The 16,734-nt window shown below is 54.0% G+C and carries 15 protein-coding genes; 7 read left to right on the top strand and 8 right to left on the bottom strand.

Annotated features, from left to right (window positions below; all coding sequences use genetic code 11):
• The first annotated feature begins 71 nt into the window (after nt 1-71).
• The 4 genes from pqiA to rmf all read left to right on the top strand — a co-directional run bounded on the left by pqiA (nt 72) and on the right by rmf (nt 3,970).
• The gene (gene pqiA, locus N6G83_RS17640) at nt 72-1,346 is read left to right on the top strand and encodes a membrane integrity-associated transporter subunit PqiA (protein ID WP_230326627.1); all 1,275 of its coding nucleotides are present in this window, start codon (nt 72-74) and stop codon (nt 1,344-1,346) included.
• On the top strand, nt 1,333-2,979 hold the full coding sequence (gene pqiB, locus N6G83_RS17635) for an intermembrane transport protein PqiB (RefSeq protein ID WP_161712260.1): 1,647 nt from the start codon (nt 1,333-1,335) through the stop codon (nt 2,977-2,979). Before pqiA ends, pqiB begins: the two co-directional genes overlap by 14 nt.
• A complete protein-coding gene (gene pqiC / locus N6G83_RS17630) occupies nt 2,976-3,533 on the top strand; it encodes a membrane integrity-associated transporter subunit PqiC (RefSeq protein WP_211134840.1) in 558 nt (185 codons plus the stop codon). The genes pqiB and pqiC overlap by 4 nt, the downstream gene beginning before the upstream one ends.
• 269 nt (nt 3,534-3,802) lie before the next feature.
• Nucleotides 3,803-3,970: a ribosome modulation factor gene (gene rmf / locus N6G83_RS17625; RefSeq protein ID WP_071784464.1), complete on the top strand. Its 168-nt coding sequence runs from the start codon at nt 3,803-3,805 to the stop codon at nt 3,968-3,970.
• A gap of 70 nt (nt 3,971-4,040) precedes the next feature.
• Here rmf and fabF read toward each other — a convergent pair whose 3' ends face one another.
• The 4 genes from fabF to N6G83_RS17605 all read right to left on the bottom strand — a co-directional run bounded on the left by fabF (nt 4,041) and on the right by N6G83_RS17605 (nt 8,284).
• Nucleotides 4,041-5,315, bottom strand: coding sequence for a beta-ketoacyl-ACP synthase II (gene fabF / locus N6G83_RS17620; protein ID WP_024530392.1), 1,275 nt, complete (start codon nt 5,313-5,315; stop codon nt 4,041-4,043).
• A complete protein-coding gene (locus N6G83_RS17615) occupies nt 5,312-5,836 on the bottom strand; it encodes a winged helix-turn-helix transcriptional regulator (protein WP_211134839.1) in 525 nt (174 codons plus the stop codon). The genes fabF and N6G83_RS17615 overlap by 4 nt, the downstream gene beginning before the upstream one ends.
• Nucleotides 5,837-5,948: 112 nt before the next feature.
• Entirely contained in the window at nt 5,949-6,467 is a 519-nt protein-coding gene (gene fabA / locus N6G83_RS17610; protein WP_024485665.1) for a bifunctional 3-hydroxydecanoyl-ACP dehydratase/trans-2-decenoyl-ACP isomerase, read from the bottom strand.
• 68 nt (nt 6,468-6,535) lie between these two features.
• Nucleotides 6,536-8,284, bottom strand: coding sequence for a Lon protease family protein (locus tag N6G83_RS17605; protein WP_024530394.1), 1,749 nt, complete (start codon nt 8,282-8,284; stop codon nt 6,536-6,538).
• A 208-nt stretch (nt 8,285-8,492) separates the two neighbouring features.
• On the opposite strand from N6G83_RS17605, the gene matP reads away from it, so the two are divergent.
• Nucleotides 8,493-8,951, top strand: coding sequence for a macrodomain Ter protein MatP (gene matP / locus N6G83_RS17600; protein WP_024530395.1), 459 nt, complete (start codon nt 8,493-8,495; stop codon nt 8,949-8,951).
• A 65-nt stretch (nt 8,952-9,016) separates the two neighbouring features.
• On the opposite strand, the gene ompA is transcribed toward matP, so the two are convergent.
• Both ompA and sulA read right to left on the bottom strand, forming a co-directional pair.
• Nucleotides 9,017-10,075, bottom strand: coding sequence for a porin OmpA (gene ompA, locus N6G83_RS17595; protein WP_211134838.1), 1,059 nt, complete (start codon nt 10,073-10,075; stop codon nt 9,017-9,019).
• Between the two features lie 359 nt (nt 10,076-10,434).
• Entirely contained in the window at nt 10,435-10,941 is a 507-nt protein-coding gene (sulA, locus tag N6G83_RS17590; RefSeq protein WP_024530397.1) for an SOS-induced cell division inhibitor SulA, read from the bottom strand.
• Between the two features lie 232 nt (nt 10,942-11,173).
• Between sulA and N6G83_RS17585 the strand changes: the two genes are divergently transcribed.
• A complete protein-coding gene (locus N6G83_RS17585; protein ID WP_074029001.1) occupies nt 11,174-11,830 on the top strand; it encodes a TfoX/Sxy family DNA transformation protein in 657 nt (218 codons plus the stop codon).
• A 4-nt stretch (nt 11,831-11,834) separates the two neighbouring features.
• Here N6G83_RS17585 and yccS read toward each other — a convergent pair whose 3' ends face one another.
• The gene (gene yccS, locus N6G83_RS17580; RefSeq protein WP_211134837.1) at nt 11,835-13,970 is read right to left on the bottom strand and encodes a YccS family putative transporter; all 2,136 of its coding nucleotides are present in this window, start codon (nt 13,968-13,970) and stop codon (nt 11,835-11,837) included.
• Between the two features lie 34 nt (nt 13,971-14,004).
• Nucleotides 14,005-14,448, bottom strand: coding sequence for a YccF domain-containing protein (locus N6G83_RS17575; RefSeq protein ID WP_024529621.1), 444 nt, complete (start codon nt 14,446-14,448; stop codon nt 14,005-14,007).
• A 203-nt stretch (nt 14,449-14,651) separates the two neighbouring features.
• Between N6G83_RS17575 and helD the strand changes: the two genes are divergently transcribed.
• Nucleotides 14,652-16,706 (top strand): DNA helicase IV, encoded by a 2,055-nt coding sequence (gene helD / locus N6G83_RS17570; protein ID WP_211134836.1) that lies wholly within the window; start codon nt 14,652-14,654, stop codon nt 16,704-16,706.
• Nucleotides 16,707-16,734: the final 28 nt, after the last annotated feature.

The raw sequence follows: 16,734 nt of genomic DNA, 5'->3' as shown, positions 1-16,734 counted from the left end.
ACCGATGAGCGACACGGTTAAGGAGGATAATGGTGTGTTCCCACGAAAGTCATAAGCAGCAGAGTCATGCGATGCATGGCGAGCGTCAACAGGATAACCTGATACTGTGCCCACAATGCGATATGCTGGTGGCGTTGCCGCCTTTGCAATCAGGCTCCAAGGCCGTTTGTCCCCGTTGTAAAACGACGCTCAGCGCCCGCTGGGCAGAACCGCGTAAACAACCAATTGGCTTTGCCCTCAGCGCGTTATTCATGCTGGTGTTAGCCAATATATTCCCGTTTATCAATATGCGCGTTGCCGGTCTGGGCAATGAAATCAAACTGATCCAAATTCCTCAGGTGATGGTGGCAGAAGACTATGCCAGCATGGCCACCCTGTTTATGGTGTTTGTGCAACTGATCCCGGCGTTTTGCATGTTGGCGATTATTCTGTTGTGCGCCAGGGTGCGGCTGCCACGACAATGGAAGATATGGATGGCCAAGGTGCTGTTCCAGTTGAAGACCTGGTGCATGGTCGAGATCTTTCTGGCTGGCGTGCTGGTCAGCTTCGTGAAACTGATGGCCTATGGTGATATCGGCATTGGTTCCAGTTTCATCCCTTACTGTCTGTTTTGCCTGCTGCAGGTGCGAGCCTTCCAATGCGTCGATCGTCGCTGGCTGTGGCAAGATATTGAACCGGCCCCGTTGATCGAACAACCGTTGCAGGTTGGGCGTACTGGCCTGCGGCAAGGCGTTCGTTCCTGCTCCTGCTGTACGGCCATCCTGCCCGCCCAGCAGTCCAAATGCCCGCGTTGTCACACGATGGGCTACGTACGCCGCCGCCACAGCCTGCAATGGACGATGGCGTTATTGGTCACCTCGATCATATTGTATATTCCGGCGATGCTGATGCCGATTATGATCACCGAGGCGTTGGGCAATAAAATGCCATCAACGGTCATGGCCGGGGTGGTGCTGCTATGGGGAGAAGGGTCCTATCCGGTGGCGATGGTGATTTTCATTGCCAGTATTATGGTGCCCTCGCTCAAGATGTTGGCGATTGGCTGGCTATGCCTGGATGCCAATGGCAAAGGCAAGGCCAATGCCGATAGCGAGCGTATGCATCTGATTTATGAAGTGGTGGAGTTTGTTGGCCGTTGGTCAATGATCGACGTGTTTGTGATCGCCGTGCTTTCGGCGTTGGTACGTATGGGACAGTTGATGAGTATTTATCCAGACATTGGGGCGCTACTGTTCGCCATGGTGGTCATTCTCACCATGTTTGCTGCTATGGCGTTTGATCCCCGTTTAACCTGGGATCGCGCAAGTGAAACAATAAAAAAGGAGCCGCAAGGTGACGGAAAGTAATCATGGCGTCGCGGATGTTGAGAAGATCAAGCGCTGGTCGCCGGTGTGGATCATTCCCATTGTCACCGCGTTGATCGGTGCGTGGATCCTGTTTTATCACTTCAGCCATCAAGGGCCGGAAGTGACGTTGGTCACGACCTCTGCCGAAGGGTTGGAAGCGGGAAAAACCAAGATAAAAAGCCGTAGTGTGGATGTTGGTACGGTGGAAAGCGTCACCCTGAGTGAAGACTTGAGTAAAGTGCTGGTGCAGGCTCGCCTGAATTCCGGCATGGAAAAGCTGCTGCGTGACGATTCGGCCTTCTGGGTGGTGAAACCGCAGATTGGCCGTGAAGGCGTCTCCGGGCTGGGGACCTTGTTCTCAGGTGCCTACATTGAATTGCAACCGGGCAACAAGGGCAAGGCAGGGAAAGCAGATTATCAACTGCTGGATGCTCCGCCGCTGGCCTCTCCTGATGCCAAGGGGTTGCGCGTCATACTGGACAGTGACAAGTCCGGCCAGTTGAACGCTGGCGATCCGGTGTTGTTCCGTGGCTACCGCGTCGGTTCAGTGGAAACCAGTTATTTCGATCCCAAGCTGCGCGCCATGCGCTATCAGCTGTTTATTACCGCGCCTTACGATCAGTTGATCACTACCAACGTCCGGTTCTGGAAAGACAGCGGCGTTGCCTTCGATATGTCCGCACAGGGTATGCGTGTGGAAATGGGATCTTTGGCGACGCTGTTTAGCGGTGGCGTGAGCTTTGATGTGCCTGAAGGTTGGGATCGTGGCCCTGCGGTGAAAGAAAAGGCCGAGTTTGCCTTGTTCGATAACCAGCGCAATATTCAGGATTCGCTGTATACCGAGCATACCGATTATCTGGTGTTCTTCTCCGAATCGATCCGTGGGCTGCAACCGGGGGCGCCAGTCGAGTTCCGGGGTATTCGCCTGGGTACCGTAGGCCAAGTGCCATTCTACAAAGAAGGTATGCGCCAGCGGTTGGATAACGATTACCGTATTCCGGTACTGATCCGTATTGAGCCTGAGCGCTTTAATCAACAGTTGGGCAAGAACTTCGATATCGCGCAGCATTTGAAAGATGCTGAGTCGCGTGGCCTGCGTGCTGCGCTGAAGTCCGCCAACCTGCTGACCGGCGCGTTGTATATCGATCTGGACTTCTATCCAAATGAGAAAGCGTGGAAGGGGCCGCGTGAGCTGTTCGGCTATCCGCTGTTGCCAACTACCGGCAGTGGCCTGGCGCAGATCCAGCAAAAGTTGATGCAGACGCTGGATAAGATCAATTCGATGCCGATCAATCCAATGATCAACGAAGCGACCAAAACGCTGGCAGAAAGCCAGAAGACCATGAAAGAAACGCAGAAAACCCTGCAGTCGCTCAATGACATCATCAGCAGTAAAGAGATGAAGGCATTGCCTGAGGATATGCAGAAAACCCTGCAAGAACTCAATCGCAGCATGAAAGGGTTCCAGCCAGGTTCACCGGCCTACAACAAAATGGTTGGTGATATGCAACGTCTCGATCAGGTGCTGCGTGAGCTGCAACCGGTGCTGCGTACCCTGAACGATAAGAGCAACGCCCTGGTATTTGAAGCCGCGGGCAGTAATGACCCTCAGCCGAAGAAGGCCAAAAAATGAAAAAGTGGATCCCGGTAGTTCTGGCACTGATGCTGAGTGCCTGTAGCAGTACGCCCAACAAGACTTACTATCAGTTACCGGCGTTGGGGACCCCGGCTCCGGTGAGTGGTACCCAGGCGTCACGCCAGCTGTGGCTGGAGCACGTTAGCGTGGCGGATTTCCTGGCGCAGAGTGGGGTGGTCTACCAGACTAACGACGTGCAGTTTGTGATTGGGCAAAACAACCTGTGGGCCAGCCCGTTGGATCAGCAATTGCAACAGACGTTGGTGACCAACCTGGGCAGCGCTTTGCCGGGTTGGGTGGTGTCATCACAGCCGATGAGCAGCGATCAGGATGTGCTTAACGTCACCATCAGCGGCTTCCATGGCCGCTACGATGGTAAAGCGATCGTTCGGGGTGAATGGGTGCTGAGCCATCAGGGCAGGCTGATCAAGCGACCATTCAACCTGGAATTGAAACAGGGTGATGATGGCTATGACGCCTTGGTTCGCACCTTGGCCCAGGGCTGGTTGCAGGAAGCGCAGGAGATTGCCGCGCAGGCAGCTCGCCTTTAATCATAGCTTGTAATAATTCGTTCTAAAGCCATCCCGGTAAGGCAAAGTAAAAGCCTTGCCGGGATTTTTTTGTTTTATTATCATGCAATTAAATCCAGCTCAACAATATCAGCCACTTAGCTTATGCGCCGTGCATAGCTCACAAATATGACAGCGGTATGAAATTTGAACATTGATCTTCTCGCCATTTAGGGCTATTTCTTAAATGTGGCTGTATTTCGTGCAGCCATTGTTTTCTTTCCACAAAGTAACAACGAGGGAAGTGAGGCATGAAGAGACAGAAAAGAGATCGTTTGGAACGGGCTGAATCACGTGGTTACCAAGCCGGTATTGCAGGGCGTTCAAGGGAACTTTGTCCCTACCAATCTTTAGACGCCCGGGCTAACTGGCTGGGAGGTTGGCGACAAGCCATGGAGGACAGGGCTGTGACCGCTTAAGCGGCTCTCTGTCATGAATTAAGGAACGACCTCCGCCAAACAAGCGGAGGTTTTCGTTTTAAGCGTAAAATTATTCCTGCCAGCGTTTTAGCAAAATACTCGCGTTGACTCCCCCAAAACCAAATCCGTTCGACAGGGCATAGGTCATTGCCATCGGTTCCGCCTTATTGGCCACCAGATGTAAACCGGCGGCGGCAGGGTCTGGATTATCCAGATTCAGCGTGGCCGGAGCGATTTGATCGCGCAGTGCCAGAGCGGTGAAAATGGTTTCCAGGCCACCTGCGGCTCCCAGCAGATGGCCGGTGGCCGATTTGGTGGAGGTGATAGCGATATGCCCATCGGTGCCGAACAGGTGTTTGATGGCGTTGATTTCACCCAGATCGCCAACTGGGGTTGAGGTGGCGTGTGCATTCAGATGCTGAACCTGATCTGGCGTGACGCCAGCCTGTTTCAGCGCAATCTTCATCGCCCGATAGGCGCCGTCGCCATCTTCAGCCCCGGAAGTCATATGGTAGGCATCCGCACTGGTGCCGTAACCGACAATCTCAGCTAATGGCTTGGCACCGCGTGCCAACGCATGTTCCAACGTCTCGATCACCAACATCCCGGCACCTTCACCCATCACAAAGCCGTCGCGGGCACTGTCAAACGGGCGTGACGCTTTGGTTGCGGCATCCGCAGGCGTGGTTGACATGGCTCGGGCAGCGGCAAAGCCCCCCAGGCTAACGGTATCGATAGCGGCTTCCGTTCCGCCGCATAAGGCGATATCGGCTTCATCGTTGCGGATCATCCGCACCGCATCGCCAATGGCCTGTACGCCTGCTGCACAGGCGGTGACCGGTGCGCCAATCGGCCCTTTGAATTGATGCTTGATGGAAACATGGCCGGCGGCCAGGTTAACCAAGAATGAGGGAATGGTGAAAGGAGAGAGGCGCTTTGGCCCGCGGCTATCCGTGGTGCGCACCGCATGGGCGATAGCGGGGAAGCCACCAATGCCGGAGGCGATCACGGTGGCCGTCCGCTCCTGTTTCTCCTCACTATCGGCGTTCCAGCCAGCCTGCTTGATGGCTTCGTCAGCGGCGGCCATTGCCAGCAGAATGAAGCGGTCCATTTTCTTTTGGTCTTTCGGTGCCACGCTCAGGTCTGGATTAAAACCGGCAGCGGCATCCTGCTCCAGAGTGGGCACCTGGCCGCCGATCTTGACCTGCAAATCCGCCACCATCTCTTCGGGCAGTGGGCCGATCCCTGACTGACCAGCCAACAGGCGTTGCCAGATCGGCTCTACGCCGCAACCCAAAGGAGAGACGGCCCCCATACCGGTGATAACTATACGACGACTGCTCATAGTGACTCCTTGGATGATTCATTAAGTAAGGCGTAGTGATGCTGCATCAGAGAAGCACGGCGTGACATGGCTTCTCCGGCCGCAGGACCTGCCGCCAACGTGATGTGCTGTAGGGCGATAGGTTGCTGGGTTAGCGCATCGATTAATTGAGGCTGTATCGGTTGACCGCTGCGCCGATCAACCAGTTCCGCGCTGTGCGTCCCTTCGGTCAGATGGGTATTGCCCCACTGGAACAACGTCACCAACACCGGGAAGAAATCCTTGCCGCGATCGGTGAGCAGATATTGATAGCGTACCGGGCGTGTCTGGTAGCGTTGCTTATACAGAATGCCGCTTTCCACCAGAAATTTAAGCCTGCGGGTCAGCAGCGTGGGGGATAGCCCCAGGCTTTGCTGAAACTCGTCAAATTTGCTCAGGCCATGAAAGGCATCGCGCAGGATCAGGATGCTCCACCATTCCCCCACGCGCCCCAACGAACGGGCGATTGGGCAGGGGGTCGTTGCAAAACTGGTTTTTTTCATGCTGCCCTCTTAGTGGATACATTTATTGTAGTCACTGAGCGGCGATTAAACGACCGGAACAGTAATAACACAGGGGAAATAAACGGCGACCGAGAGAGGCCGCCGTAAGGCGTTAGAACGCCGCAGCGTCCTTGAACAGGCCCACTTTCAGATCGCTGGCGGTATAGATCACTTTGCCATCGCACAGCACTTCGCCATCAGCCACGCCCATAATCAGCTTGCGGATGATCACGCGTTTGAAGTTGATGCGGTAGGTGACCTTTTTGGCGGTTGGCAGTACCTGGCCGGTGAACTTCACTTCGCCGACGCCCAGCGCACGGCCTTTGCCTTCGCCGCCCATCCAGCCGAGGTAGAACCCTACCAACTGCCACATGGCATCCAGACCCAGGCAGCCTGGCATGACCGGATCGCCAATAAAGTGGCAATCGAAGAACCACAGATCCGGATTGATATCGAGCTCAGCTTCTACGTAGCCTTTATTGTGGCTACCACCGTCTTCGGTCATCTTGACCACGCGGTCCATCATTAACATGTTGCCTGATGGCAACGGTGGGCCACCGGCGCCAAACAGTTCGCCACGGCCCGATGCTTCGAGATCTTGTTTCGTATAGGATTCGCGTTTATCTACCATGTTCTCAGTAAACCTTATTTTGATGAAGGACGCAGATTAACTTACACGTGTACGCTGAACAAGTCCGATCAGCCACGGCTGAACCAGTTAAGCCAGCGCAATGGCCACGGCAACGGACGCCGTTCTGGCAACATAGCCTGTGCAATTCGCTCCTGGATGGCGGCCAGCAGGCTAGGCTGCTGCTCATCGGCGAACGGATAGCCGGTCAATAACGGCAAGGCTTCCGCAACGCTATCTACCGCCCACAGATGGAATTGCCCTTCACGTACCGCTTCGACGACGTCTGGGCGCAGGCAAAGGTGCCGCACGTTGCTGGCTGGCAGGATCACGCCCTGTTTACCCGTCAGGCCGCGGCGTAGACAGACCTCGAAGAAACCTTCGATTTTTTCGTTAGCGCCACCGATTGGTTGCACATTACCAAATTGGTCAACGGAGCCGGTTACGGCGATTTGCTGGGTGATCGGCTGCTGTGACAATGCGCTGATCAGGGCGCAGAGTTCCGCCAGCGAGGCGCTGTCCCCGTCAACTTCGCCGTAAGATTGCTCAAAAACGATCGAGGCGGAGAAGGGGAGTTGCTGATCGAGATCCAGTTCGGCGATCAGGAACGCCTGCATGATCATCATGCCTTTGGCGTGCAGGTTGCCTCCCAGCTCGGCTTTGCGCTCCACATCGGTGAATTCGCCATCACCCAGGTGGACCACGCAGCTGATGCGTGAAGGTTCGCCAAAGCTGCGCGGATGTCCTGGATAATCCAGCACCGACAGACCGTTAATCTGACCAATCACCTCACCTTCGGTTTCGATCATGATCTGACCCAGTTCAATCTCGTCCTGCATGCGTTCTGCCAGATAGCTTTCACGCCACTCGCGGGCATTTAGCGCCGCTTCTAACGCTTTAGCGGTGATCTGTTCCTCTTCGGCATACAGAGCGGCCTCAGACAACTGCTGGCTGACCCACAACGGCGATAGCGGCAGGTTACCCTGGTCACCGGTATAGCGCACCGCCTGGACCATCAGAGGCTGCCAGGCGTCGGCTGCCAGCGGTGGTAATTGCTGCTCGGCGACCACGCTATTGATATAGCCGCACCATTGCACCATATCGTCTGGCTCGGTGAGCTGCAGATCGTCTTCATATTCACCGTAGACGGCCTGCTCGCAGACTTCAGGCTCCATATCGTGGAAATCAGCCAGGCCATGGCGATCGCCCACCACAATCAGACGTAACTCCAGCGGCATAGGAGGGATGGAGACCGGCAACGGCCGGGTTTCATCTGGCGTCAGCCACTGGAATTGGCGCTGGGTAATCATCTGCTTGAGACGCAGCCACAATAGCGGTTGTGCCAAGAGGGCTCGCGCCGACAGGATCAGCACGCCGCCGTTAGCCTGATGGACCAGGCCCGGCTGTAAGGCGATCGCACCGTTGTGCATTCTGACGCAGCCAAATAACTGTTCTGGCTCAACCCATTCCTGGTAAACGCAAGCCCCGCCGGCGGCAAAAGGTTCATCGCCGCGCATGGCATTTTTAATGCTGACGGTGTCGCCTTCAATCACGTAGTGACTGCCTTTAACGGTATTCTGCGGTTGCAACTCTTCTGCCGCTCGGGCGATCAACGCCAGATACTCACGTGTTTCCTGTGCTTTCAACAGCATAAAACGTGGCAGAGACAGCGGATGCAAAAACAGCGTCAGCGCATTCTCCAAACGGGGCTGGATTGCAGAAAAGGCCACGGGTGCCAATTGAGCAGCGGAATCGAAAATCGCCTGATAAGGCGTAGCAGCAGGCAACAGAGATTGCCATTCAAGTCGGTTATTGGTCAAAGTGTTAGATGCAATCGTCAAAAAGGGAAAGCGCGATTATACAAGAATAACGCCAGCTTGATACCTCCAGAGTCATTGTTGAGCATCGGAGTTTGACATTGCCCGATGACTGTGCAAAAAACAGTCAAAAACGGAGGGTAATTGCCGAGGAAAAGTTGGCTAAAGCTGTTATGCTTATCAAAGTTACACGGTCACAGCAGAGTTCACGATGAAATATCAGCAACTGGAAAATCTGGAGAGCGGTTGGAAATGGAAGTACCTGGTGAAAAAGCACCGGGAAGGTGAAGCGATCACCCGCTACATTGAAAACAGCCTTGCTCAGGAGGTCATTGACGAACTGCTGAAGCTGGAAAATGAACCGGTAAAAGTGCTGGCGTGGATAGATGAGCACATGAATCCGACGCTGGATAACCGGATGAAACAAACCATCCGTGCTCGGCGTAAGCGTCATTTTAACTCAGAACATCAGCATACGCGCAAGAAATCGATCGATCTGGAGTTCCTGGTCTGGCAACGTTTGGCTGCGCTGGCACATCGCCGTGGTGTCACCCTGTCGGAAACCGTCGTACAGCTGATCGAAGATGCCGAGCGCAAAGAGAAGTATGCCACCCAGATGTCATCGCTGAAACAGGATCTACAGGCGATCCTGGGTAAGGATGATAAATAGCCTTACCTAACGTTTAGGCCAAAAAAAACCCCGCAATGCGGGGTTTTTTACTAAGAAGCGCTTACTTAGCCCTGAGGCTGAGAAACAACTTCTTTGATACCTTTAACTTCGATCTCTACGCGACGATCTGGAGCCAGACATGCGATCTGAGCTGCAGTTGCGCGGCCTGAACGATAGCCACAGGTGTCACCAGTGATTGGGTTAGCTTTACCCATGCCACGTGCAGAGATCTTGTCTGAAGGGATACCTTTAGAGATCAGGTAATCCACAACGCTTTGTGCACGTTGCTCAGACAGGCGCAGGTTATATTCTGCTGAACCTACTGCATCGGTGAAGCCCAGAACTACAACAGAACCGTCTTTCGGATCCAGTGAGCTCAGTTGGGTGTACAGCTGATCCAGAGCGTGTTGGCCTTCTGGTTTCAGGGTCGCTTTGTTGAACGCGAACAGAACGTCAGAAGTCAGAGTGAACTTCTTGGTTTCAACAACTGGAGCTGGGGCCGGAGCTGGAGCTACTACTGGAGCAGCAACTTCCTGGCCAAAGCGGTAGGAAACACCTACGCTCAGCATGCCGTTGTCTGGACGTGCACCAACGGTACCTGCGTCACCGATGTTGTTAACCCACTGGTAGTCCAGGCGGGTAGCCCAGTCACGGTTCAGTGCGTATTCAACACCCACTGCTGCCAATGGAGAAACGCCAGTGTCATGGTTGCCACCGTTAGAGCCGGCACCATCACTGTCAGCACGCCATACCATGCCGCCCAGACGAGTGTAGATGTCCAGATCGTTCATGATTGGGTAGCTCAGTTTAGCTGCCAGTTGAACGCCTTGAGCTTTGAAAGAACCGGTGTTAGCGCCGGTATATTTCATACGACCTAACCAGTCGTAGCCCATTTCGAAGCCCAGGTATTGGTTTGCCTGATAGCCAACGAACGCACCAGCACCAATCTGGTCTTTACGTGCGTCGTTATCAACGGTGTAACCGTTACCGTAGAAACCGGTGTCATGGAACTGGGACCAGCCCAGTTTGGCACCAGTGTACCAAGTGTCGTCTTTTGGTGCGGCTTGCGCTACTGTAGCGAAACCTGCCAGTGCCACTGCTAATGCGATAGCTGTCTTTTTCATTTTGCGCCTCGTTATCATCCAAATAGGCAATGAGCTTTAAAGCTGCTTTAAGCCCTTGGTTTAAATTCCTTCGCCAAGGTTTGAGCCCTCGTTTGTTACTCTGCCAGTTTTTCTGGCGTTATAGAGCAACCTTGGCGATGTAAAGTCTACAACGTGGCGCGAAAGTTACAAGTGTGATGTGATAAAGCTCTAAAAAAAAACATGGAATTAGACATATCCTCTAACATATCGGGGTGCTAAACGAGTCTTTTTTTCACATGGAAGGCGGCGCCGAACCGCAGCCAACCTCGCTTTGCGCCTGATCTGTCTGCGGTTGCCAGACCAAGCGATAAAATTGATGGGAAAAGTCCTAAATTTACTTAATGATACAAAGAAGAGTGAATTTTTAAGGTTGAACAGTGTCTGTCGGCAGCAACGATGTCACGTTGGGGTCGCATAATGAACCCATAGGCATTCCCCAATTCTGCCGCTCGACTCAGCCTTAGGCGATCCTCTTGTGTCAATTCTGGTAACCAGCCAAGCACCACACTGTAATTTCCCGTCAATAAAGCCTTCTCCATGGCGTCTACGGTAGCCAGTGGATTGATCTGATTAAGCTGTACAACCTTATCAACCGGCAGGCTGGCCTGTTGCAGCCAGGTTTTGCTCAGTTTCTGCTGCGGGGTCAACCACAGTAACCAACGTGATTGCTTGCCTAACTGCTGCAACAAAGGCACCAATAACTGGGCTACGGCGGGTTGCCGCTCATTGTAAACAAGCTCACTGATTAGGCCATTTTCGGTGCCCGCTTGCGCAGGGATCACCGCTTGCTCCGCCGGCATTGAGGATTGGCTAAAATGAGGTTGATAAAGTGATTGAGTACGCATGTCGTCTCCCGCCCGTAGTGTTACTGTATGTATATACAGTATAGCCATCGAAACAGAAGATCAACCCAAATTTTCGTAACGCTTCGCATAATTGAGATTATTTATTGTACGTCTTGAATTTATGATTGGCACGACTAGGGATAATGCGTATTTTTTTTAATTAGTTGTTCCAGTTACGTTTATTCCAACCAAAACATGCCTAATGGCTGTGGCTTCATATAAGGAGAGGTAAATGAATGGAGGATCGTTAAGGAGGATCGAGCAGGCAAAGTCCTGCTTTGCCGCGCTGGGAAATATTGCCATACGCTCGCAGTTTGGCGGCTATGGCCTGCTGGCGGACGGCACAATGTTTGCGGTCATTACCGAAGGTGAGCTGTATTTGCGTGCAACAGAAAGCCTGGAAACCGCGTTCCGTGAGCGTGGCATGGTGAATATGACCTATTTAAAGCGGGGAGTTCCCATGGTCATGCGCTATTACTGGGTGAATGAAGATCTGTGGCGGCAGCGTCGCGAACTGTGTGCGCTTGTCTGGCAGGCTATCTGTGAGACGCGTAAAGAGATTAAGGTAAAAAAACGCTGCAATGGCAGATTGAAAGATTTACCGAATATTGATGCTTCATTAGAGCGGCAGCTGTGGCGAGCAGGCATATGCAATATTTATGATTTTCGCCTGTTGGGAGTCAGAGATAGCTATCTGAAGTTGCTGCAACAGCAAAAAAATCTGGGCATGAAAGTGCTGATGTCACTGGCGGGGGCCATGGCGGGCTACCATCATGCCGCCTTGCCTAATCTGCAAAGGGAGGCGTTGATCGAGTGGTTCGAAAACAACGCGCTCTTTCCCTGCTTTGAGGCGCGGTCAGAAGACCACGCCTGCGGCTCACATCCTTGAACTATCAACCGGCTTGAGCAATTTGCGCATTAAGTGCCGTCAGCTCTGGTAGTAACTCGAGCACCAGACCAATTTGCTGCAACACCAGCTGTTCTTTGCTTTCCGGCTCCGGAACCAGCGCAGTAATACGCTTGGAGAGGCCTTCCAGTGCCTGCGTGATACGCTGACGATCATGAGCGTCGTGGTGTAATGCACCATCAACATAGCAAACCGCATCGTTGAGCAAGTCCAGCACGGCGGCACTTTCCAGGCGCTCACGGTGGGCACCCAGGGCGGAAATATAGCTCAGCAAGGTATGGTTAAGGCACAGCAGGCGGAATGCCGCTTCCTGAATGGTTTTATCGGCCTTGGGATCAACAGACATGTTAGAGATCACCGACGCCAATTCGGCATCGCTATTATGAGCATCGCGGCGGGCAATACGATAAGGCAGGCTGTTATCCTTGCCCTGATGGTACTGCACCAGAATGGCATCCAGATAGCGGCAGTCGGCATTCAGTGTCTTGCGCACCATGGCCGGTAACTGACGGAACTTCCAGTCTGGCCAGATAAAACTCACCGCTGCCCAGGCGATGGCACAACCCAGCAGGGTATCGTAGACGCGCGGGGCAGCCACTTCGAACCCTTCGCCCAGCAGGTTAAAGCATAGCAAGACCAACAGGGTGATAAACATCGTGGCGTGGGCATATTGCACGGTTCGGAAGGCGAAGAACAATACTCCGGAGATCACGATCAGGATCAATTGCCCTTCCAGTGAGGGCACAAAATACAGGATCGGCAGGCCGATCAAAATGCCAGCCAGAGTGCCGATGATCCTTAACGCCAAGCGCCTGCGTGTGGCGTTGTAGTTGGGCTGGCAGACAAACAGGCTGGTCAGCAGGATCCAATAACCGTGCTGCATTCCGGTCAGTTGAATAAACGCATAGCCCACGCATAACACCACGGACATACGGATGGCGTGGCGGAATAGGGCGGATTGTGGTGTCAGGTGGCGGCTGATACGCAGGCGAATATCACTCCAACCGGTGAGCCGGTCGTCTGACAGGTTGTTTTCCTCGGCCTGGCCACTCGCCAGGGACTGCTCAGACTCGATATTGGCCAACTGGGCGTCAATTGCCCGTAAATTCTTTAGCAGATGGGATAGCGCTCTGGTCAGTTCGCGATTTTCTGGAGTAACGGTAATCCGGGTCAGCGCCTCTTCCAGGCGCGAAAAAGCGGGTTCAAAACGCGGGCTATGCAGATATTTCTGCCGTAGCAGTATTGATTGCGCCAGTTGCTGGCAGGCACGGGCCTGCTTGGCCAGTAGCCGCTGGAAGCGAAACAGAATATCGCTGTGGCGAAACTGTTGGCTTAGCGCCTGATACTGTACGTGAGAAGAACTGGCGCGTTCATGGATATCCTGAGCGACAAAATAGTAGTGTAGCGTTCTGCGGGTGCCGCGTTGGCCACGGTCGCCTTTCAAGCGGGTCAGCAGTGAAGCCTTGGTCAGGTTAAGCGTGGTGACCAGCGTGCTGTTGGCCATTGCCACGTCCACCCACGGCAGATCGGCGTCCGATTCGGCATCTGGATCGAACAGGTTGGCCTTGGCATCCAGGTAGTTGGCCAACTGTTCATAGCAACGGGCCAGGTTTTCCTGCAGGGGCTTGATAGGAAATAGCAGATGGCCGATCAGCGTCAGCAAGTTGTACCAAATGGCACCGATGATCAACAGAACCGGTTGCTGGTACCAGGCGTCATACATGGAGGTGCCAAGCATGGTGTAGACGGCGATCAGCAAGGCACCGAAGGCGATAGTGGCGTAACGCTGTCCTAATGCCCCCAGCAGAATAAAGCCGCAGGTTGAGGTCGTCAGCCCGAGGGCAAACAGCCAGGGGTAAGGAAACAGCAGTTCAATCGATGTCGAGGCCACAAAAAAGCAAACTAGCGTAATGAGCAGGTTTCGCAATCTTCCTGCCAGCCGGTCGTCAAGATCCGTTAGCGCCGCAGCAACGACACCCAGCGTTAGCGGAATGGTCAGTGTAGGGACCCCCAACCACCACGGCACCGCAGAGGCTCCGGCCAGCGCGATAAAAATACGCAGGTTATAAAGCAGGTTGCTGTTATAGGTATAACGCCGAATTTTGGGTGCAAAAGAGAGCACGACAAGCTCCTAAATGGGAGAAAAGTTAACGCGTTTAAAAGCGGCGGCGGGCGTTCTCGATCCGCGCCTGTTGTGCAACCTCAACGGGAACGACGCGGCGGCCAACTGGCCACAGGGCGATAGCGGCTATCTTGAAATTGGCGATGCCTACCGGAATACCAATAATGGTGATGCACTGGGCTATGCCCGCAATAATGTGTGACAGGCACAACCACCAGCCGAACAGGACCAGCCAGACGATATTCAGCAAAGAGCCGCCGGCAGCCAGCAGGGCATTGCTTTTCTCAGGGTATAATTCATCGACATGGATCGCTTCGTTGCCAAATGGCAGCAGGGAGATTTTGGTAATTTCCCAGCAGGAGCGGGTCAATGGCAGGGTGAAAATCAGCACGACGCTGAAAAAGGTGGCAATCAGCCAGCCAAGCGTGGTGAAAAAACCACCCAAAACGAAATTAAGAATGTTCAATACAGTACGCATAGTCGTCATTCTGCTCTAATGATGGCCAAACGGCACGAGGGGGAAGTATTCATCAGCATAACGCTAAAACTATTCTACCCTTTTTTTAACGCTAGAGTGCCATTGCTTAACGCGGGTAAACTGGTAGCAATGCTACCCTATGGATTTCAAGCTGCAGCTTGAAAGACGACGGGTATATCTCAACATGATTATGGCGTGGGTATATGGAACTAAAGGCGACATCGCTGGGTAAACACCTGGCACAGCATCCTTACAACCGCGTACGGTTGTTGCATGCCGGCGTTGAGGTGAGCGGCGAGAAGCATGAATACCTGATCCCTTTCAACCAGTTGATTCAGGTGCGTTGTAAACGCGGGATCGTCTGGGGGGAACTCGAGTTCGAACTGCCGGATGAAAAGGTCGTACGCCTGCACGGTACCGAATGGCAGGAAACCCAGCGCTTTTACCACTATCTGCAGCAGTCCTGGCAGCAGTGGAGCAGCGAGATGAGTGAAGTGAGCGCCGAGGTATTGCAACAGCAGGTCGATCATATCCGGCAAATTGAGCAACAGGACAAGTGGTTCAAGCGTGCCGAATTGAGCAACCTGCAGCAGCAGATCCGCCAGTCGTTTGGCGCCTTGCCAATGCCGGTGGCGCGGCTGGAAGAGTTTGAAAACTGCCGTGAAAGTTATCACTTGTGCCTGCAGTGGCTCAAGTCTGGCCTGCGCAGCGTGGCGCAACGTAATCAACGGTGGTGCGACCGGATGCTGGAAACCCACCAGGATTTCTTCCAGAGCGTTGAAACGTCACCGTTGAATGAATCGCAAAGCCGGGCCGTGGTGAACGGCGAGGATGCCGTGCTGGTACTCGCAGGGGCTGGCAGTGGCAAGACCTCGGTGTTGGTGGCGCGGGCGGGTTGGCTGCTACTGCGTCAAGAGGCCGAGCCGGAGCAGATCCTGTTGCTGGCATTTGGGCGTAAAGCCGCCGAAGAGATGAACGAACGCATCCAGGAACGTTTGGGCAGCGTGGCGATCCAGGCGAAAACGTTCCATGCGTTAGCGCTGCAGATTATCCAGCAGGGTAGCCGCAAAGCGCCGGTGATCAGCAAGCTGGAAAGCGACAGTAAAGCGCGCCGGACGTTGCTAATCACTCACTGGCAACTGCAGTGCAGCGAGAAGAAAGCGCAGGCCAAAGGCTGGCGGCAATGGTTAACTGAGGAGCTGGAGTGGGAATTGCCCGAGGGCGATTTCTGGCATGACAAGCGTCTGGCGGAGCGTTTGAGCGGGCGCCTGGAGCGCTGGCTTGGCTTGATGCGCACCCACGGAGGTAGCCAGGCAGAAATGATAGAGCAGGCCGACGAAGAGATCCGCGATCTGTTCAGCAAACGCATTCGCCTGATGGCACCGTTGCTGAAAGCGTGGAAAACCGCGCTGAAGGATGAGGGAGCGGTCGATTTTGCCGGGCTGATCCATCAAGCCGTTAATCTGTTGGAAAAGGGGCGTTTTATCAGCCCGTGGAAGCATATTCTGGTGGACGAGTTCCAGGATATCTCACCCCAGCGTGCGCAACTGCTGGCGGCACTGCGTAAGCAAAACAAGCAGACCAGCCTGTTTGCCGTCGGCGATGATTGGCAGGCGATTTACCGTTTCAGCGGGGCAGAGCTGTCGCTGACCACCGCCTTTGCCGAAAACTTTGGCGTAGGCGATCAGTGTGCGCTGGATACCACCTACCGCTTTAACGATCGGATCGGTGAAGTGGCCAACGGCTTTATACAGCAGAACCCGCACCAGTTAAAAAAGCCGCTCAATAGCCTGACCAAGGGCAACAAAAAGTCGGTGGTTATCTTGCCGCAGGAGCAGTTGGAAGCGTTACTGGACAAGCTAAGTGGTTATGCGAAGCCGCAAGAACGGATCTTGGTGCTGGCGCGCTACCACCATCTCAAGCCGGAGGTGTTGCAAAAGGCGGCGACGCGTTGGCCGAAGCTGAATATCGAGTTTATGACCATTCATGCCAGCAAAGGCCAACAGGCCGACTACGTGATCATTGCCGGGCTGTATGAAGGCAAGGATGGATTCCCGGCGGAGGTCCGTGAATCCGTGCTTGAAGAGGTATTATTGCCTCAGCCTGAGGATTTCCCGGATGCTGAGGAGCGGCGTTTGCTCTATGTCGCTCTCACGCGGGCCAGGCATCAGGTTTGGTTATTACAAGATCGCGAGCGCCCGTCGGTATTTATCGAGCAGTTACAAGATATTGGCGTGCCGTCGCAAAGAAAGCCGTAAACCACAAGCCTGGCACTACACCAGGCCT

The sequence above is a fragment of the Serratia sp. PL7 genome, from assembly GCF_945957435.1.
This window is presented reverse-complemented; position numbering and strand designations above follow the sequence as displayed.

Excerpts from the sequence above, each read along its gene's own strand:
- pqiA (WP_230326627.1), top strand. The coding sequence starts at position 72 with ATGCATGGCGAGCGTCAACAGGATAACCTGATACTGTGCCCACAATGC.
- pqiC (WP_211134840.1), top strand. The coding sequence starts at position 2,976 with ATGAAAAAGTGGATCCCGGTAGTTCTGGCACTGATGCTGAGTGCCTGT.
- rmf (WP_071784464.1), top strand. The coding sequence starts at position 3,803 with ATGAAGAGACAGAAAAGAGATCGTTTGGAACGGGCTGAATCACGTGGT.
- fabF (WP_024530392.1), bottom strand. The coding sequence starts at position 5,315 with ATGAGCAGTCGTCGTATAGTTATCACCGGTATGGGGGCCGTCTCTCCT.
- N6G83_RS17615 (WP_211134839.1), bottom strand. The coding sequence starts at position 5,836 with ATGAAAAAAACCAGTTTTGCAACGACCCCCTGCCCAATCGCCCGTTCG.
- fabA (WP_024485665.1), bottom strand. The coding sequence starts at position 6,467 with ATGGTAGATAAACGCGAATCCTATACGAAACAAGATCTCGAAGCATCG.
- matP (WP_024530395.1), top strand. The coding sequence starts at position 8,493 with ATGAAATATCAGCAACTGGAAAATCTGGAGAGCGGTTGGAAATGGAAG.
- ompA (WP_211134838.1), bottom strand. The coding sequence starts at position 10,075 with ATGAAAAAGACAGCTATCGCATTAGCAGTGGCACTGGCAGGTTTCGCT.
- sulA (WP_024530397.1), bottom strand. The coding sequence starts at position 10,941 with ATGCGTACTCAATCACTTTATCAACCTCATTTTAGCCAATCCTCAATG.
- N6G83_RS17585 (WP_074029001.1), top strand. The coding sequence starts at position 11,174 with ATGAATGGAGGATCGTTAAGGAGGATCGAGCAGGCAAAGTCCTGCTTT.
- N6G83_RS17575 (WP_024529621.1), bottom strand. The coding sequence starts at position 14,448 with ATGCGTACTGTATTGAACATTCTTAATTTCGTTTTGGGTGGTTTTTTC.
- helD (WP_211134836.1), top strand. The coding sequence starts at position 14,652 with ATGGAACTAAAGGCGACATCGCTGGGTAAACACCTGGCACAGCATCCT.